This is a genomic window from Streptomyces sp. NBC_00525 (genome assembly GCF_036346595.1).
Classification (GTDB): domain Bacteria; phylum Actinomycetota; class Actinomycetes; order Streptomycetales; family Streptomycetaceae; genus Streptomyces.
Window position 1 is genome coordinate 260,727 of sequence record NZ_CP107835.1, and the last position, 21,698, is coordinate 282,424.

At 67.0% G+C, this 21,698-nt stretch carries 19 protein-coding genes; 9 read left to right on the plus strand and 10 right to left on the minus strand.

Features of this window, described 5'->3' with window-relative positions; genetic code table 11:
- Positions 1–53 precede the first annotated feature (53 nt).
- Entirely contained in the window at positions 54–1,364 is a 1,311-nt protein-coding gene (locus tag OG710_RS31060) for a hypothetical protein (protein WP_330242603.1), read from the plus strand.
- Positions 1,365–1,596: 232 nt separating this feature from the next.
- Here the strand turns inward: OG710_RS31060 and OG710_RS31380 are convergent, their stop codons facing one another.
- From OG710_RS31380 to OG710_RS31070, 3 genes are all read right to left on the minus strand, one after another.
- A complete protein-coding gene (locus OG710_RS31380; RefSeq protein WP_443064350.1) occupies positions 1,597–1,827 on the minus strand; it encodes a hypothetical protein in 231 nt (76 codons plus the stop codon).
- Between the two features lie 88 nt (positions 1,828–1,915).
- Positions 1,916–2,218, minus strand: a complete 303-nt coding sequence (locus tag OG710_RS31385) for a recombinase family protein (protein ID WP_443064357.1) — start codon at positions 2,216–2,218, stop codon at positions 1,916–1,918.
- Positions 2,219–3,099: 881 nt separating this feature from the next.
- Positions 3,100–3,399 carry a hypothetical protein gene (locus OG710_RS31070; RefSeq protein ID WP_330242604.1) on the minus strand — a complete coding sequence of 100 codons (300 nt, stop codon included), beginning with the start codon at positions 3,397–3,399 and terminating at the stop codon, positions 3,100–3,102.
- Between the two features lie 75 nt (positions 3,400–3,474).
- On the opposite strand from OG710_RS31070, the gene OG710_RS31075 reads away from it, so the two are divergent.
- Positions 3,475–3,672 carry a hypothetical protein gene (locus OG710_RS31075; protein ID WP_330242605.1) on the plus strand — a complete coding sequence of 66 codons (198 nt, stop codon included), beginning with the start codon at positions 3,475–3,477 and terminating at the stop codon, positions 3,670–3,672.
- Positions 3,673–3,960: 288 nt separating this feature from the next.
- On the opposite strand, the gene OG710_RS31080 is transcribed toward OG710_RS31075, so the two are convergent.
- Entirely contained in the window at positions 3,961–5,223 is a 1,263-nt protein-coding gene (locus OG710_RS31080) for an AlbA family DNA-binding domain-containing protein (protein WP_330242606.1), read from the minus strand.
- Positions 5,224–5,940: 717 nt separating this feature from the next.
- Complete coding sequence (locus OG710_RS31085; RefSeq protein ID WP_330242607.1) at positions 5,941–6,096, minus strand: hypothetical protein; 156 nt, start codon at positions 6,094–6,096, stop codon at positions 5,941–5,943.
- Positions 6,097–6,364: 268 nt separating this feature from the next.
- Between OG710_RS31085 and OG710_RS31090 the strand changes: the two genes are divergently transcribed.
- Positions 6,365–8,203 (plus strand): hypothetical protein, encoded by a 1,839-nt coding sequence (locus OG710_RS31090; RefSeq protein WP_330242608.1) that lies wholly within the window; start codon positions 6,365–6,367, stop codon positions 8,201–8,203.
- Here OG710_RS31090 and OG710_RS31095 read toward each other — a convergent pair.
- Complete coding sequence (locus OG710_RS31095) at positions 8,197–8,325, minus strand: hypothetical protein (protein ID WP_330242609.1); 129 nt, start codon at positions 8,323–8,325, stop codon at positions 8,197–8,199. The genes OG710_RS31090 and OG710_RS31095 overlap by 7 nt on opposite strands.
- A 151-nt stretch (positions 8,326–8,476) precedes the next feature.
- On the opposite strand from OG710_RS31095, the gene OG710_RS31390 reads away from it, so the two are divergent.
- Positions 8,477–9,531, plus strand: a protein-coding gene (locus OG710_RS31390) for an IS630 family transposase (protein WP_443064351.1) whose coding sequence is annotated in 2 segments (ribosomal slippage) — positions 8,477–8,920 and positions 8,923–9,531 — 1,053 coding nt in all. Because the reading frame shifts where the segments join, the coding sequence is not laid out codon by codon here.
- 308 nt (positions 9,532–9,839) lie between these two features.
- On the opposite strand, the gene OG710_RS31110 is transcribed toward OG710_RS31390, so the two are convergent.
- Both OG710_RS31110 and OG710_RS31115 read right to left on the minus strand, forming a co-directional pair.
- The gene (locus tag OG710_RS31110) at positions 9,840–10,172 is read right to left on the minus strand and encodes a hypothetical protein (protein WP_330242612.1); all 333 of its coding nucleotides are present in this window, start codon (positions 10,170–10,172) and stop codon (positions 9,840–9,842) included.
- Positions 10,173–10,556: 384 nt separating this feature from the next.
- Entirely contained in the window at positions 10,557–12,611 is a 2,055-nt protein-coding gene (locus OG710_RS31115; RefSeq protein ID WP_330242613.1) for a hypothetical protein, read from the minus strand.
- A gap of 270 nt (positions 12,612–12,881) precedes the next feature.
- Here OG710_RS31115 and OG710_RS31120 point away from each other — a divergent pair, with 270 nt between their 5' ends.
- Complete coding sequence (locus tag OG710_RS31120) at positions 12,882–13,535, plus strand: hypothetical protein (RefSeq protein WP_330242614.1); 654 nt, start codon at positions 12,882–12,884, stop codon at positions 13,533–13,535.
- 217 nt (positions 13,536–13,752) lie between these two features.
- A protein-coding gene (locus OG710_RS31125; protein WP_443064352.1) for an IS5 family transposase occupies positions 13,753–14,600 on the plus strand; the annotation gives its coding sequence in 2 pieces (ribosomal slippage) (positions 13,753–14,136 and positions 14,139–14,600; 846 coding nt in all).
- 7 nt (positions 14,601–14,607) lie between these two features.
- On the opposite strand, the gene OG710_RS31130 is transcribed toward OG710_RS31125, so the two are convergent.
- A complete protein-coding gene (locus tag OG710_RS31130) occupies positions 14,608–14,823 on the minus strand; it encodes an e9imm peptide (RefSeq protein ID WP_330242615.1) in 216 nt (71 codons plus the stop codon).
- A 21-nt stretch (positions 14,824–14,844) separates the two neighbouring features.
- Between OG710_RS31130 and OG710_RS31135 the strand changes: the two genes are divergently transcribed.
- The gene (locus OG710_RS31135; RefSeq protein WP_330242616.1) at positions 14,845–15,357 is read left to right on the plus strand and encodes a hypothetical protein; all 513 of its coding nucleotides are present in this window, start codon (positions 14,845–14,847) and stop codon (positions 15,355–15,357) included.
- Positions 15,358–15,421: 64 nt separating this feature from the next.
- Here the strand turns inward: OG710_RS31135 and OG710_RS31140 are convergent, their stop codons facing one another.
- The gene (locus tag OG710_RS31140) at positions 15,422–15,718 is read right to left on the minus strand and encodes a hypothetical protein (RefSeq protein WP_330242617.1); all 297 of its coding nucleotides are present in this window, start codon (positions 15,716–15,718) and stop codon (positions 15,422–15,424) included.
- 410 nt (positions 15,719–16,128) lie between these two features.
- Between OG710_RS31140 and OG710_RS31145 the strand changes: the two genes are divergently transcribed.
- Positions 16,129–16,482 carry a trypco2 family protein gene (locus OG710_RS31145; RefSeq protein ID WP_330242618.1) on the plus strand — a complete coding sequence of 118 codons (354 nt, stop codon included), beginning with the start codon at positions 16,129–16,131 and terminating at the stop codon, positions 16,480–16,482.
- A 43-nt stretch (positions 16,483–16,525) separates the two neighbouring features.
- Positions 16,526–21,442, plus strand: a complete 4,917-nt coding sequence (locus tag OG710_RS31150) for a trypsin-like serine peptidase (RefSeq protein ID WP_330242619.1) — start codon at positions 16,526–16,528, stop codon at positions 21,440–21,442.
- Positions 21,443–21,698: the final 256 nt, after the last annotated feature.

Here is a 21,698-nt window from a genome sequence, read left to right on the forward strand (position 1 = left end):
CACCATACGCAACGAACACATGCGACTATTCAAAGCGATGAAGAGGGGGGGTGATGGGAGTCCGGAAGGACGACTTCAGCGCGGCGCTCGGGATGCTGCACACCGCCATCACGAGCTCGGGCACGGATCTGCGTGACGCGCTCAGTAAGGGGGTGGAGAAGCTTGAGGCGAGCGGACGGGCCGCGCAGGAGGAAACGTCCCGCAACGTGGTCAGCGAACTCAGCCGGATGCGTGACAACCTCCGCGAGGCACGGAACGGGCTGTCCGCCGGTGAGAGGGCGCTGAACGATGAAGTTCGCAACGCCGTCGCGGAGCTGCGGGCAGAGTTTCGTGGCGTGCGGGAGGCGGTAGAGGACCTGGCCGTGCCCGACGTCCCGGCGACCGCCGCTCCGGCAGAGGTGACGGTCCCGTACGGCCGCACCGAGAACGGCACATCGTCCTCTGCCGCCGAGACGCTGGTGCGCACCGAGCCCAGGACGGCACCGGCCGCCGGCGCCGCGGACGACGCCGCGCTGCGGCACGAGCCCGTCCTGCCGGCGATTCCCGCGCAGCGTGGCGGCGGCGATGACGAACTGTCGGCCGACGTCCTTCAGCAGGCCCTTCGGAACGTGGTCGCGCAGGAGCTCGCTCCGCTGACGGCCCTCCTCGCGCAGAGGAACGCCGACGGCCAGGATCAGGACGATGATGTTCCTTCCGGGCCGGACGTGAGCGAGCAGCTGCTCGGCGCGGTCGGGGAACTGCGCACATTCCTGGAGACCGCACGGCGGGAAGTCGGTGCCGAGCTCGCCGCGCTGCGCGACGGGAGCGCCGAGCTGCGGGCCGGCCTGGAGCAGCTGCACGTACGGGCCGTCGTAGAAGAGACGGCGGCCGCGGTGGTCGACAAGGAGCACAGCGAGCTGCTGAAGCGGGCCGCCCGGGTTTCCTCCGTCGATCTGCTGTGTCATCGCGACATCTGGGAGTTTGTTACCGCTCAGGCCGGGCGCCACCCGCACTTCCGTGTGCCGCCGCAGGTGGCCGACGAGGGCGCCGAGCGGATCAGGGCGGCGGTCTCCGGGCGCTCCCTGATTGCCCTGCTGATCAGCCTGCACGCCGTCGAACACGCCGCACGCGACGGCGACGGCGACCGGGAGCTCGCCGCCACCCTGTACGAACGGATCGAAACCAGCCTGGCCGCCCTCGCGGGACAGGGCGAGCCGGTCACCATCACCCTGGACGACCGCACCCCGCCCGTCACGAGCCCACATGTGCCTTCCGCTGCCGCCGGCGACGCACCGGACCAGCCGACCAGCGAACAGGCACACCGCTCCCCGCCTCAACCACCCGTAGCCGACGGCGAGGACCAGCCGCCCACCGCCCCGGCCTGACCGAAAGGGCCGCAGCAGCTGGCGAGCAGCTGAAGCGTCGCACCGAGCCCGAGCGGTCCGCGGCCGTCCTGGGTACAAGAGGGTGTCGGTGCGCCGCTTCAGCGTCTGGGTGCCACCGTTCTTCCCTCACCGCTGCTGTCCACGCAGGGGGAGCCGGAGCCACGTCACCGGCCTGACACTGAGCCGCCACCACCGCATCGAAAGGGCGGCGAGTGCGGCCCGGGCGCTGTTTCTACTCGTCCGTGTACGCGGCGTCCGCCTCGTACAGTTCCTCCCCGCGTCGCCGACGGGCCTCGTTGGGACGACGTCGCCGGTGCAGAGCGGGGGATATCGGGGCGGCGGGCCGGGAGGGACACATGGCGGTGTGTTCCACCTGGCAGGGGGCCGAAGGAACGGAGTCCTCGGGCAGGCGCTGGGCGTGGATCTGCTCGACGGACTCGCCGCCCGCGCGGCGCCGCAGCATGGTGTGCAGCATTGTCGTCGGTGATGACCGGCGGCCGGCCGCCGTGCTTGCTCTTGCGGGCTGCGGTGTCGAGTCCTTCGAGGGTGGACTAGCGGATGTTCTCCCGCTCGGTCTCAGTCATCGTGGCGAAGAACGCGAACAGCAGCTTGCCCGGCCCGGTCGGGTCGTAGATGCCGGGCAGCGGACCGGCGAGCATCTCGAGGACCAGGCCGTGGGCGGTGAGCTCTGCGGCGTCGCGGCCGAGACGCTTCATCTCGTACACGGTGAAGATGACCCGGCAGTGCGGGGCGTGCGCCTTGACCTCGCGCGCGGTCCGCAGCGCCTCCTCGAACTGCGGCTGTACGCGGATGCGGGTGCTGATCTTCTCGGCGAAGACCTTGTCCCTCGGAATGCCGTGCCCCGCGAGGGCGTCGAGCTGGGAGTCGAGTTCCTGGCCGAGGGTCGAGCAGGCAGAGGCAGGTCGGGTCGCCGCCGCTGCCGTCGTACACGAGCGAGACGCTGCCTACATACCTGCGGACGCCGAAGCAAATTCGCTCGGAAGGGCTGGAGCCGACCGGCCCTCCCGCCGGGATGCTGTCGTGGACTCCGCAGGGTTCGTACGCGCCGGCCCAGTGCCCGGTGTGGGACATCCGCAAGGCGATCAGGACGTTCGACCCGGCCCAGGAAAGCCTGCTGTGAGTGGCACCGTCCACCGCCCGCAGCAGCAACACGAGTAGCAGACACAGCGGCGCCCCGGACGTGGTCCGGGGCGCCGCTACATGCTGATTAGTTCCGTGAGCGGTGCTGCCCGAACAGACCAAGGGCAGTCAGTACGGAGACGCACAGCGACATCCAACCGACGAACGCGCCGCCGCTGTACAGTACGGCGCCAGGAACCGAGGCCCCTGCCTCATGGGAGAGCACTCCTGCTACCACCGCTACCAGCAGCGCGGACACGAACGACAGGAGCGCGAGAAGTACCTGCGTGGGAAATGTCAGCCTCACCAGTCGATCCCTTCATGAAGGTGATCGAACCGTTGGCGGGCAGCCTCAGCTCGACCACCGAACTCGATGGCCTGCTGAGGCTCTGCGACGGTTAGAGACTCACGGTGCCCACCCCCCTCGGCTTCAGCGTGCTGTCCCCCATCGGACACGTCGCCAGTACATCGAAGCTTTTGAATGAGCAACACGCAGCATAGCGAGCCGCGTTAAGGGGTGCCAGGAGTTCCGCCCGAGCAGGCCGGTCCCTTGGGGAAGTGCTGAAGAGCCGCGGCTGGGATTCCAATCAGACACTCACGATCCGACGGCCGTGTCCGCCCGGCTCCGGCCGCGACAGCGCCAGCGGTCAAGCAGGGCCGTCATCAGGCCGCGCTTCTGGGCGCGCTCGACCCAGGCCTCCCACTTCTCGACCGTGCGTGTCTGGTAGCCGGTGCGCTCGCTGATCTCCTGCGGGGAGACACCGGCTTCCACGGCCCGCGCCGTCGTCTCCCGCGCCCGGGCGGTCAGCCGGAGCCATGCCTCGTAGTGCTGGGTGCGCTGGCGGCCGATCTCGTCGAGCTCGCGCAGCGCCTGGTCGTCCCCGTTCGCCTCCATGCCGCCGCTCTTGCCAGCCCGACCGGGTGCCGGCGGGCGGAATCCCGGAACATGGCGCACTGAGCAGACGACCTGATGTACGGCTTCTACGGCACGGTCGTCGCGTTCAGCGCGGGGATGCCCGAGGGGACCTCGTCGGCCCTGCGCGGCGCACTCCTGGAGAACCGGCTCCGCCACGTCGAGAAGCAGGCCGACCTGACCGGCGAGGAGGCCGATCAGCTCGTCTCTGCGCTGAGCATCGCCCGTGCCCAGACCCGGCGGCTCCGTACGTAGGGCGGTGTCCTGTAGCTCAGGTCAGCGGAGGTTGGACCCATTGGGGTCAAGGGGTCCAACCTCCGCTGCAGTGGCCGTGCGGTGGCGGGCGGAGCGCAGTTCGGCCAGGAGCTCCAGGGCCTCGTCGCGGGCGGCGGCCGCCGTGGTGCCGGCGGGCAGCTCGGCGCCGTCCGTGTCGAGGATCAGCTGCAGCGTGCGCAGCCGGGCGGCCAGGCCGGGCCCGTCGAGCTTTCGGTTCCCTGCGACCAGTCTCTCGGTGAGGGCGGGCGGAGCGGCCTCGCCCGGTGGCTACAGGCCGAACTGGTTCATCAGGTCCGTACGCAGCTCGTCAACGCTTCTAGTGCCTTCGCCATCGTCCGCCGCTGGGGAGAGCACACTGTGAACGGGTTGGAGGTGGTGGGGCCGGCGGGCGTGCGTCGGTGTGCTCTCCCGTCCGTGTCCCCAGGTGGAGGTACGGGGCACGAAGGCCGCGCGTCCGTTCGGTGAGGTGATCGATGCTGTGAGTTGCATGGTGCTGTCCAGGCGCAGCTTCCGCTGCTGTTCCTGAACGGTGGCAACGAAGTCGCAGCAGCAGGCCGTCACTACACGGTTGGAAACCGGCAGGTCGTCGCCCTGAACGGGAGGCTCTTCGACGTCTCGAATGTAGGAGAGATTGGCGGCCATCACCACGGTGCCGTCGAAGAGCAACTCGACGACGGTCTCTCGGTTTATGGGCATCTCGAAGTTGTTGCAGACCCAGCGGTGCAGCCCGGGGCGCGGGTTGTACAGGGTGTCCAGGCCCATCCCCCTCAAGGGTCCGGGCACCAGTTCGTGTGGGTGCAGATCGAGGGCTCGGGATGCGGCGGCTTCCAGGATCGCTCGTGCCTCGTCCCGGTTCATTCTGTAGGCACCACGAGGCAGAGGACGCTGTGGCCGTGCGACGGCGATGAACCATGCCGACGGCGTGGAATCGTGGCCACCGATGCTCTGGACGAGGAAGTCGGTGTGGCGCTGGATCTCTTCCTCTGCGCTGCCGATGCGGGCGAAGCGATCGCGGTAGGCCCGCTCGATCTGGTGTTCTGCCATCCAGGCGGTGTGGTCGTGATCCCGGTAAGGGACAACCGCGGTCTGCTGTTCCTTGTCGCGTGCTGCGCCGCCGTAAACAAAGTGTGGCGCCATCTCGCTGGCCGGGACATCGACGACCAGGATGCTCTTCACGTCGTCGGTCAGCACGGATATGTCCAGGTCGGGCAGGTATGGGTGGACGTGGTTGCGAATCCACTGGGTGTACTGCTGCGGATTGGCGGTCTCAGCATCAATGCCTGTAAGAGCAGTCGTCTTATCCTGCACACCGAAGATGATCAAGCCGCCCCGGGTGTTGGCCATGGCGGCCACGTCCTTGGCCAATTCGTTCCACCGCCCGTCCCGGGGCGGCTGAGGGAGCATCTCTTTCCAGTCCAGGTCATCGGACTCTTCCAGGTTGTTCGCCGCGGCCTGTCGGACCATGTCGAAGGTGACGGGTCCAGGCGGACACCCGAGGTGTTCGTGGAGTCGGGTCCATATGCGTGCCATGCGCGGCAGCGTAATTGGCGGTCGCTGTACTCGGCAGGTTGCGGCGGAAACATGCTCCCGTCCAACGGGCCGACTCGGGAGAGAATTATGCGTGTTTGGCCGTCCGAGTTTCCCGCCCCCGACGGTGAGTACGTCCAGCGCGTTCGTCGTCACACGCCGAGTTCCCTGCTGCTTGTGATCGCGAGGGTGAGCTCCCTCCTTCCGTCGACAGCCGACTGGAAGCGGGACTGGGCGAAGCTGCAACTGCACCGGCGTGCTGCTGGGTTGTATCGGCCGTGGGGCCTCGCCGACGCAGCTTGGGTGTCCCTGGCCCAGGGGAATGAGCACAGGCACTGAGCGGCGTCGCTGGATGACGTCTACCGGAAGCTCCCTCCAGAGCCGCCACCGCGAAGCCCGGAAGGAGGGGCTCCAGTGCGCGAACGGGCGCGCCCCGCCCCACCCCGTCCCCCATGCTGAAGGGGCACTTCGCCTCCGGTGCCGGCTTTCGGCCGGGGACACGTTCGTCTGCGCGGGAGGGCTGCTCTGGCCCACCCCGGTGACGAGCGTCGGTCCGCTGGAGAGGAGCCGGGCGAGACCGCGCGGCACTCCGAAGACTGCCCGGCGGCCTGTTCAGTTCGTGGGCCGACAGTCGTCATCGAGGCGGGCCCGGGTGTAGACGTGTTCGTCGGGGTGGCGGGCCAGTCGGGCCGTTACCCACGCGGTCTGGGCGTCCATTCCCTAGTCGGCGGCGAGGCGGCGTGCGTGCCACGTTGTGCGCGGGTCCAGGACCCACCGGGCGAGGGAGAAGCGGACGCGGCCGGTGCTGGCTGCCGTCCGTCTGGCCCCGCCGGGGCTGCTCTCGGGGGCGGTGCCGGGGAGGTTCAGGTCGGTCATGATCGTGAGTGTGGCGATGGCCGAGGCGCGATGGCGGGCGGTGGGCCGGGGACCACCGGAACGGGTGGTGCAGCGCGGATCGTGTTGACCCGAAGTCGGGGTGAACACGGGGCCGGCCCGCCAGGTCGACTGCGGTTCGGGCATTCCCACTGCGACTCTCCGTGACGGCCGTTAGGCTGAACGGCTGAAGGTGATCTAGCTCTCCTCCCGTTCGCAGGGCGCCTCCTGCGAACGGGAGAGGCGGGCTGTGCTGGCGAGGGGGCTGGCGATGGGCGTTGACAACCGGCAGATCCAGACGGCTGTCCTGGCGGACCCCGAGTCCGACGATCCGGTCGTCTGCCCGACGGATGCCAACGAGCTCGACGACTTCCGCGAGGAGTTCGCCGGTACGACGTTCTGGTGCGGGATTCTCCTCGGCGGCTGCGGCGGCGAGCTCACCACGAGACGGGGCAACGTACGCGTCAGCCACTTTGCCCACTTCCCCGACCCCGACGGTCTGAGGTCCGAGTGCGGCCGCCGTTCCCGGGGCACCACGAGCGCGGACCATCTGTACGTACGGACGGCCACCCAGACGTGGCTGCGCCGGCAGGGCCACCAGCCGCGCTACCGCTACGTCGACCGCGACGACGCCCCGGTCGGGTCCGTCGTGGAGATCGAACTGGACGGGCGCACACTGCTGGTGCACATGGACCCCACGGCACCGCCCGACTGGGACACGGCGCAGGCCGGGGACATCATCCTCGGCCCCGGGGTCAGCATCGATCACCGCACCCTGGTGCGCCGCGGCTACGTCCACCGCGTGAGATTCGTCAGCGAGGGTAACGAGCGGGTCATGATGCTCGGCACCGAGCTTCCGTGGCTCGGCACCGACTGGGACTTCGAGCTGGCGGACTGCACCGTCGGCGAGGACGGCCGGCTCATCACCCCGGTCATCACCCGCGTCGCGGCCGCACGTGCTGCCCAGGAACGGGCCCCGGTGCCCCAGCCTCGCCAGGAGAAGGCCGAAGGGCCGGTACAGATCGGCGCACTGACCCGCCAGATCGGCAGCGCTGTGCAGAAGAAGGAAATCATCGCCGTCCGAGAGCTGCTGGACACAGCGCGGCTCCAGGTGCCCCGTTGCGAGGGGCAGGCGCTCGAACACCTCCGCCGTGCGATCGGCTGGGCGGAGGACTTGCTGAACGAGCAGGACCGTATTCGTCGAGGGCTCTTTACCGGCATCGACGAGGCGCTACGGCATAGTCACGTCGTCACGGTCACGAAACTGGCGTCACAGGTCAGGAAGCTCCTCGACCACGACGTGGAGGCCACGGCGCAGGAAGCGGGCATCCTCCAGGCGGCCGACGCGTTCCTTGAACAGGCGCGCCTGGACCGGGCCCAGAAGCGACGGGAGGAGGACGTACGCCGTGCGGCCGAGGCTGAGGAATGGCGGAGGCGTCGTAACGCAGCGGCGACGCGGGATCAGCAGGCGCTGCTGGTGGCGCAGGCTCTGGAGCGCAAGGCGCGCAACAGGGCGCGGGGCCTGGTCCAGAGCATCACCGGTCGTCTGCGCCGCGAAGCGCTGTCGGCCCAGCAGCAGAGGGAGCTCGTCCAGGAGCTGACGGTCGCGGCGGAGGAGGCCGGCGGCCTCTTGCCCGAGGCCGAGCAGGACAAGGTGAGGAAGTGGACGACGAAGATCGCCACCCCCGCCAAAGAGCCGGTCACGGCCGAGACCCCGTCTCCGGTCGTACAGCCGCAGCCGGACGCGGAGCCCACGAAGCTGCCGGACCGTCTCGTGCCCATCGTGGCGGCGGTCCGCGGAGCGTTGAAGAAGGCGGCACGGGAACGTACCCCGACCAGTTGGAGCCGGCTGGAGCAGCAGCTCGGCTCCGCGCTCCCCTCCCTCACCGGCAACGAGCGCGTCCAGGTACTCGTCCAGATCGACAAGTCCACGGACGCCGACGCACCGCTCCTGTCATCCCTGCTGGCGGCGGGTGACCCGCACTTCGCCTACCAGTACTACCGGTGCGTTCTGACCGCACTCGGTCTGGACGCGCCCACCGACGACGACCTTCAGGACGTCGTCGAAGCCGATGCCGAGCAGGTCTTCACCGACTGGCGCCTTCACTGAATCCACCGGTCGGTGGGCTTGGCGTCGAGAAAGGCCGTGTCCACAACGATCCGCATGGGTGGGTTCTCGGGACCCGGCCGTTTGGTGGTCCGGTCCAGGACTGCGGAGATCTTGTTGTACATGCGGATGGATTCCGCTTTCCTGTTTCAGCTCCAGGGGGCATCGCCCCATGCCACTCCCCGTCGTAATCGAGTTCCCGCAGGTAGTTACTGAGGTTGAACTCGTGGAGTCGTAGGGGCTGACGGCTCGCTTCCGTTGCGGTATCACCGGAATATGCGGTATCCACAAGGGGGCGGGCTGACCGCCGAACGGCAGCGGTTCCGCGAGGAGTTACGGCTCAAGGCGGCCGAGAGGTTCGCCCGGGGTGAGGCGAGTTCGGTGATCGCCAGGGACCTACGGGTCAGCGTCCGCTCGGTGCAGCGATGGCGGCAGATGTGGGACGAGGGCGGTCTGCGGGCTCTGCGATCACAGGGGCCGGCGTCGCTGCCGAGGCTGAGCGAGAAGCAGTTCGCCCAGCTGGAGGCGGAGCTTGCCAAGGGGCCTGCCGCGCACGGCTGGGAAGACCAACGCTGGTCCCTGAGCCGCGTGAAGACGGTGATCGGCCGGCGCTTCCACCTGACCTACACGATCCAGGGCGTGCGCAAACTGCTGGTACGCAACGGCTGGTCCTGCCAGGTTCCGGCCCGCCGGGCGATCGAGCGGGGCGATGACGTGGTGGCCGGGTGGGTCAAGGAGGTGGGGTCGTGCGCGGAAGGCTCGCGGCGGCCCGTGGAGCCTGGCTCGTCTTCGAAGGCGAAGCCGGATTCTCCATGACGCCGCCGCATGCCAGGACTTGGTCACAGCGCGGCCGTACCCCCGTGGTGCGGGTCCGCAGGCGGGTGTCCATCGCGGCGCTGACCTGCTACAAACCCGGCCACCGCTCAAGGCTGATCTACCGGCCACGCCGGGACGACGGCCGACGTGACGGGCGCAAGAGCTTTTCCTGGCGCGACTACCGGGACCTGCTGATCGCAGCCCACCAGCAGCTCGGCGGCCCGATCGTGCTCGTCTGGGACAACCTCAACGTCCACAAAGCCGCCGGCCTGAGAGAGTTCGCCGAAGCCCGAGACTGGCTGACCATCTACTACCTGCCGCCCTACGCACCCGACCTCAACCCCGTCGAGGGCATCTGGTCCCTCCTGTGGCGCGGCTGGCTCTCCAACGTTGCCTTCCATACCCCTGAACACCTCGTCCAGACCGTCCGACACGGCCTACGGCACATCCCGTACCGCAGTCACCTCATAGACGGCTGCCTCACCGAGACCGGCCTGACCATCCGACCTGCCTGATCAGCAGCACGACATCCCGAGTTCAACCTCAGTAACCCCAGCTCACACACCGGGACCACCAGGGTCTGACCACCCGCTCGACTTCTCAGCAAACCCACAACACCCCAGACCAGCCACCCCGCCCTACACCAACAAACCCCCACCGAGCGTTACCTGCGGAGGTTCCTGAGCCGCCCGGCCCCAGAGGCCGGGCGGCGGAACCCGCCACGAAGGCCGACGCCTGCTGGTGGACCTCAGCCACCTTATATCTACGCAGATCAAGAGCCCGCAGGCGCCGACTGTGGCGAACCGGAACTGCGCGAATTCGTTCAGTCAAACTCTTTGAGCGCGTATTCCTCGTGAATAGAACTACAAACGGGCGAATTTCCGTCGATAGGCTGAAATACCTTTGCGCAATTCCGATCAACGATACGCATCTCATCATCCTCACCCGTGTTGCCGACGCGTAAGCAAGAATAAGAGATGCGACCGTAGTGTTTCACGTCGAATTTTCCCAGCAGTTGGCATTTACTATAAGACATGTTATATCCTGCGGTCCACCACACGTGTGCTGCTGCAGGCGGCGCAGATAGAGATGCTGTGCCGCAGATAATCGTTGCAGCAATACCGATCCTTGCCATTACGGTACGCAACCGCTTCATACGGTTCTCCTCATCGCTGTGTTGGGCCGCCAACCCCTGATGGTTCTCTGCAAGCCCTTAGCAAGGGTAGGTGGATCGCACCTTCGGCGTCGTTGTCGATCGCGGCAGGCAGGTCGAACTCGCAGGTTCGTTTCAGCAGGCGCAGCCCGCGCCGCCGTCGATGTCAGCACTAATCTGACCATGGAGCGCTAAACGAACGATAAACAGCAGGCTACTGAGATCATCCCGATCGCCGCGCCGAGCCCGAGCGGCTCGCGCCCGTCGCACCGGACGACGATGGTGGTGCGCCGCTTCGGCTTCTTGGTGGTGGCGCCATTCTTCCTCGCCGCCTCCCGGCCGCGACCAGCGCCTGGCGCGGGAGGTCAACGCCGCTCAGCTCGCCGGTCATGCGATCACCGTCCCGGTGGCGTCGCCGTCCAGCGGGCGTGCGGCGAGCTCGGGCAGCCGTTCCATCCAGGGCACGGCCGCGGTCTGCTCGGTGCGGGTGGGGGCCTGCTCGCGCAGCTGCTTCAGCCGCGAGGCCAGTAGGTACTGGGCGATGCGCTGTCTGGCTTCGTCGGCGGCCTCCGTCGCGGCGGCGATGGCGTCCGCGCCGTGCGGGTTGTGCCGGAACCAGCGCCGTTTCTGCTCGGTCCGGTATGCCCGGCTTGCTTCCGCTTCAGCTTCCTGGGTCCGCCCGAGGCGCCCCAGAGCGCTGGCCTGGTACTCCGGCAGTGCCGCCTGGACGGTCTGGAGCGCGGTGAAAGCGAGCACGGAGGCCGCACCGGCCGGGTCCTGGTCCAGCTCGCTGGGCTTTACCATCGCCATGAACTCGCCCTGAGCCGTCGCGACGTCAGCCACGAGGGAGTCCCGAACGTGGTTGCTGACGGCCGCGACATCGGCCGGGTCGGTGAGGTCGGCCGACCAGGTCGCGGCGACCAGCCCGGCCTCCACGACCAGGGCTTCGGTTCGCCGCCTGTAGCCGCACGCCTCGCACAGCCCGGCAGCACGCTGCTGCCCGCAGTCTTCGCACGCCAGCTCCTGGCGCACCGCGTCGCCGACCGCCGCAGCCGCGCGCTTCGCCTCCGCACGCTGTGCTGCCGCCGCCCGGGCCGCAGCCCGGCGGGCCTGCTGCTCGCGGGCTTCCTCCCGGCGCCGGGCAAGGTCCTTCGCCTCGGCAGCGGTGTGCTCGCGCAGCCGCTCCTTGAGGACGCGGCGGCGCTCATCGTCGGCCAGACCGGGCAGCTCCCGGTCGATCTCCGTGCTGATCCGTGCCCGACGGGCCCGGCGGGTGTGGAGCACGTTGGCGCAGTTGTCACAGGCAGCCCCGGTGTCGATGCGGACGCCGTTGTCGCAGCGCCGGTCCGTGCACGAGGGTCGCTGGACCAGGCCCCGCCGGATCAGCCAGCCGTACGGGCCAGTGACCATCGCCTCGCCGCCGGTCTCCGCCAGGCGGTCGGTGAGCCGGTCGGCCAGCAGCCGCGGCGCACCGCCCGGCAGCGCCAGCAGGCCTTCCAGGTGGGCGAGCTCTGTCTTGGCGGCGGCCTCCACCTGGTTCTGCTGCCAGCCGGACAGCCGCTTCCACAGCCAGGAGACCGGCGCCAGTGCTACCCGCAGACGAAGATCAGCTGGGAGGTCCACCCTCCGCTGCCGCTGCGCTTCTTCCCACCCCGCGGCCTTCGGCCAGCCACCGGCATCAGCTCCGGCAGTGCGCCGCCCATCCTGTTCAACCGGGGACTCCTTCGGCTGTTCCCCGCGAAGCGGGCCGCGCTCAGCCACCGGCGACCCGATCCCGGCAACGTCGCCTTCGCCGTCGGCGGCACGGTCCTCGCCCGTGCACGCGCGCTCCGGCCGACGGCCAACAGCCCCACGGCCTTCGCCGGAAAAGCCACCACAGAGCGAGAGATCAACAGCCTCAGTACCCAGGTGAGGGTGGTCAGTGTGAAGGGCTGCCGCAACGTCGGGCTCTGCAACACCCGGCTCATCTGTCACATGCGAGCCGTTGACCTGCGGTTCGGTCTCCGTCTCCGGCGCCTCACCAGGCCCTGCCGCATCGTCGGGGTCTGAAAACTCGGGCTTCCGGGCTTCCGCACGGTCCTCCCGGACGTCGTCGGCGACCGTATGGCCGTGCGCGGCGGCGACCGCCGGCACCACCAGCCGCGACCGGTTCGGCATCCCCGAGCCCGTCTTCAGCCGCGCCCGCAGCACCAGCTCCCGGTCCTCCAGGTGCTCCAGCACCCGCTTCCCCGCCGACGCCGTGCAGCCCAGCGGCCGGGCCACCGTCGCCGCGGCCCGGCCGCGCCTGGAGTCCACGCTCCCGCCGCACAGCCGTACCCGGCCGTTCTCCCGCGCCTCCAGCACCAGCAGTAGCAGCGCGAGCTGGTCGTGGTGCAGGATTTCGAGGACCCCAAGGATGTGCTGGTTGCCACGCAGGAGGCGGAGCATCTCGGAGATGTGCACCGTGTCGCCCGGTCGCGCGCGTAGGTCAGCAGTTCGCCGAACTCCGGCCGCTGGAGCGGGTGAAGGCGGCTGGAGGTGCCCAGGCCCTCCTCGAAGGGGATCGGGTCTTTGATCCCCGCCTCGGCCAGGACTAGGCTGCCGTCGGTCCCCGGAATCGCTGGGTTTATTGGACGCCCGTCGCTCCTGTCGTCATCGTTTGACGACAGACAGCCCGAGCGTCACCCGGGACCGGGGAAAGTAGGCCGCGCGTTGAACTGTCAGCATCAGGGCATGACCAGAAGAAACACCACTGTACCCGCAGCCGGGCCAGAGCCCCGCCACGATGTCGATCTCGCCCAGGTGATGTTCCGTAAGGCCGACCTCGAGAGCCAACGGGCCGCCGTGTACGCCGAGCAGGTCGAGCAGGAGCACGCTGCTGGCCTCAGCGGTCTGGAACGTCGGGCCCGGGAGCGCGACGCGGTGATTTCCACGGTGGTCCTTGTTCAGGCGTCCGTGGAGGCGTTCATCAACTGGACGCACATCCAGGCCGGACAAACCGTGACCAGCATGAAGTTTAAGGAGCGGGCCGAGGCTGTCACCGCGTCGGTGGCGATCCTCGACCCGGCGGCCGAGGTCTTCGCGTGGAGCGAGGCCGAGAACGACTTCTTCACTGAGCTGACCAAGTGGCGCAACTTCCTGGGCCACTCCTCGCCGAGTTCACGTGACTGGCTTCGGGATCTGCTCGTGTCGCGTGGCGAGGTGCCCGATGGGGCCAGTGACTCGCAGATGGTGGAGCTGCTGACCGCACCGCTGGCGGCGAGATTCGTTGACACCGCGCGCACGCTGATGGCCCGAGCTGCCGGGGCGACCGGCACCAGCGCCCCGTTCAGTGACGGCGCGTGGCACGCTCCCGACGAGCTTGCCGAGCCGCTTCCGCTCCAGTGATCGCCCGGATGCTCGGCTTCAACGATGACCACGCCGCCCGAATCGCCGAAGAAACCGGAGGTACCTGGCGTCGCTATGCCCCAGGTGACCACTCAGGGTGACACCAGGCCCGAACTCACCACACGAGTTGCTGCGTCTCGTAACTGCAGCGCTGATGTTCCTAGGAGCTGTCCGGCCGATCATGTGACTGACTCAGCCCTGGCTCGTTGGTCACGGCATGGGGCGAGACTCACGTGGTGATTTATCGGATGCCGAGTGGGAGCGACTCCTGCCATTCCTGCCGGTCAGCAACGGTCGCTGTGGGCGATGGCGGGATCACCGGCAGGTGATCGACGGGATTCTGCACCGGGTGCGGACCGGGGTGCAGTGGCGTGATCTTCCCGAGCGATTTGGGCCGTGGAAGACCTACGAACGCCACCGGCTCCGGTCGGCGGACGGCACCTGGGAGAACCTGCTGCAGCGGGTCCAGGCTGCAGCGGATGCGGCGGGTGACCTCAACTGGGACGTCTCGGTCGACTCGACCAGCGTGCGCGCTCACCAGCACGCTGCAGGCGCCCGCAAGCAGCCACCACCCGAACTGCCTACCTCAAAAGGGGACGAAGGAGCGGAACACCAGCCCGAACCCTTGTGGCAGAGCCTCGTCGACCGGTTGGTGGAGGTGGTGCAGGAAGCGAGGGACTGGGCCGCTCGCGGGGCGGCTTCACCAGCAAGATCCACCTGAGCGCCGACGGACATTGCCGCCCGCTGTCCCTTCTCGTCACCGCCGGCCAGCGAGGCGACAGCCCCCAGTTCATGCCAGTTCTGGAGAAGATCCGCGTCCCCCGCCTCGGACCGGGCAGGCCCCGCAAGAAGCCCGACAGCCGGGCCGCCCGCCTGCGTAAAGGCTCACGCGGCGGACGGCCGCCCGGCTTCGACAAAGACCGCTACAAGAAGCGCAACACCGTCGAACGGGCAATCAATAAGCTCAAGAACCACCGAGCCGTGGCCACACGCTACGACAAGCGCGGTTACGTCTTCCTCGGCACAGTCACCGCGGCTGCCCTCGTCATCTGGCTACGGACCTAAAGCCGCGTCACAGTGCGAACGGTTGGTAAGCCAGGGCTCGGTCAACCACCTCTGCGGCGGTCGGCTCCTGCCTGCCCTTGGGCCAGAAGATCAAATCGGATACGTAGCCGGTCGGGCAGGCGAGAGCACTGTCGAGCTGATCCAGGACCTCTGCCATCTCCTCCTCGTCGTACTCAACATCCATGACCTTCTGTACCAGCGTGATCGCTGTCTCGCGGGTCATCCGCAACTGCACCCACCCTTCATGAGCAGCAGCACCATACGCAAAGACATGATCGGCCGGACATGCCCTAGTCGCCTGACCACGAGAAAGCGCAGCCGCACCGTGCCCTTCTTCACCCACGTCCAGACCGCAGACGAAGCCCAGGCCCTGATCGCAGATCTCGCAGGCACGGGCCTGCGCCGTCTCGACGCGCTTGGCCGTCACCTCGGCCCCGTCCGACTCGGCCTCGATCTAGAGCACAATGAGATCTGGTGGGCCGCGCCCGACCGTGAGGCATGGGCTGTGGAGTCGACGACACCAGGCCAGTTTCTCGATCTCATCAGCGAGCGTGCTGATCCAGCCTGGGCTGATGAACCCCTGGCGCGTGCCGATTACCAGCGTATCCTCGACACGCTCATCCCCTCTGCAGGATCCACACGGCAGGCGGGGCGGCTCGGGCGCCAGGCGGGACGGCTGAGGACGCCGCTGCCCTGGTCACCGCGCGTCATCGTCAGGGCCTCCTCCCTGTCGGCGGCGCAGCACCTCCCAGGCTGAGTTCACCGTACGGGCCGCCTCGGCCAGAACACCAGCCTCCTCCTGGGCCACCGCTCTCTGGCTGTCAGTCTTCATCGGTAGCTGCCTGTTCCTCGGTCTTGGCTTCTTCCACCATCCGTTCGATTTCCGTGTCAACTCGACGCAGCTCGTCTACAACCAGGCCCCATGCCCGGCCGTGCAGTTCTTCTGGCACCTCGTCTTGGATGAACTGCGACAGCCGGTCTATCTGCATTTCAGCGTCGTACTCGCTCGCGGTCGTCGGTGAGGTCGCCACGGCCCACGCGAACCGGCCGACCGCCGCGACCCCGCGGGCGATACCGCCGAGCACCGTCCCGAAATCCGGCACTGTCCCCTCCTCCACCCTCAGCAGTCTGTCGATTCTGGCTGTGGGGCTCAGTGCAGCCCCAACCATCTCAAGCGGATGGTGACGGACACCTGGCCTGGAAGTCACTCAGCAGCCTGCAAAGTTTTCTGCTTTGCGGCCTCCTCCAGACTTTGGCAGGCGGGAGCGCTACCAGAGATGAGGCTGGCGAGTTTAGTGACGGGGGGTGGGCCTGACTGGACACACCTGGGCCGTACGGCGCTACAGATTCTTCCCTGCTGCGAACTGTGCCTTCCCAGTACATTCCAGACTGACGTCCCGTACCATGGCGAAGCAGCCTCGGTGGTGTGGTCTGGGTGCGTTTCCCATGCGCAGGCGAGGTGCCGTCAGGAAAGCTGCGCTTCAGGCCGGTCGAGCACACTGCCCGCAGGGGTGTTGGAGGGGGAATCGTGGCAAAGGTGACGCTGTCCGAGGCGCTGGCAGAACTCCGCGAAGAGCTGTACAAAGCCGCTGATACCGGTGGCAACGAGCAGTTCAGGTTCGAGGTCGAGCAGGCCGAACTCTGTCTTGAGGTCGAGTTCCGCAAGGACGGCAACGGCAAGGTCAACGTCGAAGTCGGCGCCTTCGGCACCAAGAGTGCAGTGGAGGCCGGAGGTGGGGGTGGGAGCACGCAGCGGCAGACGTTGACGTTGACGCTGAACGTCCGCGACGAGGCCCTGGGCGGACAGCCCGCCCGCATCCGCAGGCACGAGACGCCTGGCGGGGAGCCGAGGGCTGATGTCCCGCCTGGCGGCGACGCCTGAGTAGTTACAAACGTGGAGGCGCGGGCGTAGCGGGAGAACGACAGTGGACGCGCAGAGAACGGCCTACATCAAGCCTGACCAGCCGGTAGGCGGGTCGGGTTCGGGATATCTCATCGGGCCCCGGCTGGTGCTGACCGCGCTCCACGTCGTCCACGACGACGGTGTCCGCGCATCCGGTGCGACCGTCTGGGTCGGGCATCCTCGCGCGGACTCCGGGCTTCGCAAACGCACCGCGACGGTCATCTGGCCAGCCCCGGGCCTCGGCCCGGATAGCGCCGGGGTGCCGGACGTCGCGCTGCTGCTTCTGGATCAGGACGCCGACGAAGGCCACACGACGGCCGTGCCCTGGGGCCGGCCCCAGGGCGATGCTCCGCTGGCCTATGCCGGGATCGGGGTTCCGGCGTTCTCCACCCTCTCGGGCGGCGGCGTCCAGTACGAGACCCTCCGCGGCGAACTCGCCCCCCTGACCACCGCCGGCAGACGCTGGGTCCTCGACTGCCGCGTCTGGCCCGCCGCCACACAGCAGAAGGAACGTCCTTGGGCCGGCGCCTCCGGCACCGCCATCTTCACCAACGGACACCTCGTCGGCATCGCCGTCGAATACGGCACCGGCATGGGCGAACGACGCCTCACCGCCGAACCCGTCCACTTGCTCCTCACCGAACCAGGATTCACCACCCTGCTGACCGAGCATGGCTTCCCCAGCACCCGGAATACAGCCGACGACGTCACCGCCCACGAGGCGACCGCGGCACGAAGCCGACACGCGTGGTCGGTGCTCGCTGAACAACGCAAGCTCGCTACGGCCGGCGTTCGGACCGCTATCGGTGATGAGTCATCCGGTGGTCCGGTCGTGATCTCATTCGCCGACCGCCGCGAGCAACTCGCTGAGGCCCTGCGCGAGGCCGGTACTCGTGCTTCGGCTCTGTTGGTATCCGGCGAGTCGGGTATCGGCAAGAGTGCGCTGACGCTGTCGGCCGTCGCCGAGCTGGAAGCCGTAGACCCTGCCGGGTTCCAAGGGGTGGTGGTGAACTTCCGGAGTTTGCCGCAGTCCAGCTTGGAGCTGCGAGCTGCCCTTGGGATGTCGCTGGAGGACGTGCTCGCAGAGACATCGGCATCGTCTCGGGTCTTGGTCATCGACGCGGCTGATGCTGCTCTGGAGCGGTCCGCTGGCCTCTTGAGCGATCTGGTGCTGGCAGCGGCTGCGGCCGGTGTTGGGCTCGTCGCGGTCACATCTGACGTGGCACTGGATTACGTACGGGAGCAGGTCGAGCTGGGGTTCGCGAAGTCCGTTTCGTCTTTCGAGATGTCGCCGCTGGGAGATGAGGATATCTCGGTTGTCTCGGGACATTTTCAGCTTCTGCGTGCAGTCCTGCGAGACCTGCCTGTGAACTCGCTGCTGCGCAGACCTGTCGTGCTGGACCTTCTCGCTCGGACCGGGACAGAGCCGGACAGCGCGCTGGGTGAGTGGGAATGTCTTGATCTCGTGTGGAGCAGGGTTGTTCGCGGCGACGGACGGCCCGGTGTCGGATCGGCGGAGGCACGCGAACAGACACTGCTTGCGGTAGCCGCAGCGACCATGAAGCTGCCCGAGGGGCATCGGCCCCTCGCAGGCGTCGATGCCGCAGCAGTCGACGCGCTGCGCCGTGATCATCTGCTCGCGCCGGCGAGCCGGTACCGGAACCAGCCGGACTTCGCGCACGATGAAGTCCGGCGGTACGCGACCGCCATCCTTCTCGTCCGTAGTCAGAGCCCGACCGAGTTGCTGCAGGCAGCGGGGGCGCCCCGGTGGGCACTGTCGGCCGCCACGCTTGCCTGCAAGGGACTGCTGAAAGCGCCGGACACTCGACCCGTTCAGATGTTTATCGAACAACGCTCGCAATTTCAGGGGTTCGCGGCGGCGCACGGACCCCGGTGGTCTGACGTCCCGGTAGAGGCGGTTTTGGAGACGCCATTCGCGTACGAATGCCTGAAGTTCGCGTGCGAGGATCAGTCGGTCGGACTGGCGCTCGGCGACGTGGTTCGAGTTGTTCAGCAGAGGCATAAGGTCAACGGGCTGGTCGACCGTTTCATCACTAACCCTGTTGTGCAGATTCTTCTCGATGACGAAAAGCCTTGGGACGTGTCGAAGGAGTCGTTCGAACTACTTGCGGACTGGCTGCAAGCTCTGTCCCTGGCAAACATTCCGGCCGGCGACGAGCTGCGAATCCGTCTTCGAGGGCGTCTCCTTTCCTACTGGAAATCGTTTCCTCTACGCAAAACCGGAGCCGACGTACCGTCCGGGCGAATCTTGCAACGCCGTCGACGCCGACGTGAACTGGACTACCACCTGACGAGGGAGAATTTTGTCGAAACGTTGGCCCTGCTCGGTCCGGACATTGATGATGCCATCGAAGCTTGCCTTCGGGCCATCGCGGAGGATGCACCAGCGTTCCTGACTCCGGCCGCGGACGCGCCATTGAGTGCCCGAGCCTTGGCGCAGAAGGACCCGGAGCTATTGGCGGCGTTGATGATGGCCTACTACATCGACGACGAAACAAGCTGGCACCGAGATGAGGGTGTCCGAGGGCATCAGGGGCGCTGGAGAGGTTTCGGAGTACCTTTCTTCCAGTACTACTTCGGTGGGTTCTGGCAGCTATTCCAGACAGCATCAGTGCCGACCTCGGTGCGGGTGTTGAATGGCATCCTGAATAGCGGTGCGCGGGCGCGCGTAGCAATGTTGTCGCGGCCCAGCCCGCCCTATGCACTTACTGATCCTTTTGATGGTGGCGGCGAGGGCGCCGATGGTGAGGCGGAGAATGGAGAGGGAGAAGACCGCGGTGCGATTCTGAACATCTATGGCACTTCCCGCTTTTATGTCGGCGACAGTCATGTTTGGAGCTGGTACCGGGGTACGTCGGTCGGCCCATATTCGGCGATGAGCGCGCTCCAGGCGATGGAGCGTCTTGCCGATATGTGGTTGAGTCAGGGCGCGTCACCAAAAAGGGTCGTTGAGGTGCTCCTGCATGGCTGCGAGAACCTCGCGGTTCCAGGAATGCTATTTGGTCTGCTCGTGCGCCACATCGAGAAAGTCGGCACCGAACTCGACCTGTTCCTCGCCGAACCGGTTGTGTGGAACTTGGAGTTCGGTCGCACGACGAGTGAGTATTCAGGGCTGCGTGCAATAACCGAAGGGCTCGCGAACCTCGAACGTCGCCGTTGGACACCGCGCGAGGTAGCCATGTGGCTTATGGTGCATGGCGGGCAGGGGCGTGTCCAGGATTTGAAGAAAGTCGCCAAAAAGCTTGTCGAGAATGGCGACCGTCTTGGATACAGCCAAGAGCTTACGAAGAACTGGGCTGCCAGTCTGGATTCGGATCAATACCGGGTTAAACGGCACGGTGATGCAGTCCACATCGAGGTCGAGCCGCCGCCTGAGCTGCGAGCCGCACAAGAAGCGCACACGGCTTACCAGGAAGCCCTGCAGACCAGCACGCGGCTGAAGAACCGGTATTGGGGATCGGTCAAGCACGACACCGAGTACGTGCCGCCCTCATCGGCAGAGATCGCCGCGGATCTGGCGGCAGGCCGTGCCCTGCTGGATTCCGACGGAGATCAAATGCCGCCCTGGGATTTGGACGCCGTTGCCCACGTCACTCGAGCAGCGATCGAACGAGCCGCTGCTGGTGATATGGAGGCGCTTGGCGACGAAGCGCAATTCGCAACCGAGCTTGTCATCGGCATCGCATTGTCGTTCCAGGAGACCGAGGGCCAACATCACGAGGGCCAGTTCTTCGATCTTGGCGCCGACCGGGCGGTGGCTCAAGCCGTGCCGGCGTTCCTCACACCCGCCCTGGCCGCACCGCTGGAAGCGGCTGGTGGCTCGATCGAAGATGTCGCTGAAGCCGCTCTTGCGATGGCAGGCAAGGCGCCTATGGAGACCCGGCTATACCTGGCACGTGGATGCGATGTCGTCTGGAGGGGCCCATGCCACTTCAACCCTTGCATCCACTCGACCGCATTGAACTGGTTGCTTGAGACCGCCCGTGGCGCAGAAATCGGCCCGTGGGACCAAAGCGGCCAAAGACGGCCGAATGTCCAGATTGCTGGCGACGTTGCCGAACGCCTCCAGGAACTACCGGGTGACTCCGTCAGGATCGCGGTTCTCGATGCAGCCATTCGCGGCCTCGGCGCAGCCGCGTCGACAGACCACTGTTGCACTAACGAGGCAGCCGCGCTCCTCGCCGCGTTCCTCGACGTCGAGCGACGTGCCATGGTCGTGCAAGAGAGCGAGGGCTGGTCTGCGGACGACCGCGGGACGCACACTCTGGTCGCCGCACGGGCCCTGCTCGAAGGGTTCGCGAAGACCGGCGACATCGGACCGTTGCTCGAGCACCTCGATGCCCTTCGCGCAGGTGCACAGTTGATGGCGAATTTTCTCCACGGTCTTGCCGCGGCAGGTGCAGAGAACGACCGCTTGGCCGAGGCTGCCAGAGGTGTCTGGCCGTCGTTGCTGCGCCATGCCATTGGCTACCTGAGTGATGACCCGAGCCCCTATCGCGACCGCCACTGGGGGGACTGGGCCGCCGCTGCCCTACTGCCGGATCCTCTTCCTTGGACGCAGGGGCTGCACAACGAGGTCGTCGGTGAACCCATTGACTGGGTCCGCGCTGACGACCTTGTTGAGGTGATTGACGATTGGCTGCCTGCCGCTCGAGGTGAGGTCAAGCCCGTCGACGCGCTTATCAGCATCCTGCGAAGGCTCCCGGAGAAGGTGCAAGTCACCCGTGGCGTGCCCTGGGTCTCTGACCTGTGCATTCAAGATGGGCATGTCACGGTCAAGCAGTCGTGGTTTTCGGATAGCTGGCTCAAGGACATCCGCACAACGGCCGAGGAGCTCGGTAAGTTGGACGAATGGCAGATGCTCGTCGACTCCTTGGTCGTCGCCGGCAACGAGGGACTGGCGCCGTACAGCAGGTGATGCCTCAGATTCCCTGCCCGTCCTCTCTTGAGTCTTCCCGGATCTACAGCGAGTACCGACAGTGGAGTTCGATCAATGAGCTTCTTCAGAGTGGACACCGATCGGGTGACGGCCTGGCCCGTGAAGGCGAGTACCACTGCAGAACAAAGGCCGGTCAGCCCCACAGGGTCGTTCACTCTCTGGGCCGCTGAAGGAGCTCACTGATCGTTTCAGAATAAGTTGCGCCGCGGATTTGCGTTCTTCTGCGGCTGGCCAC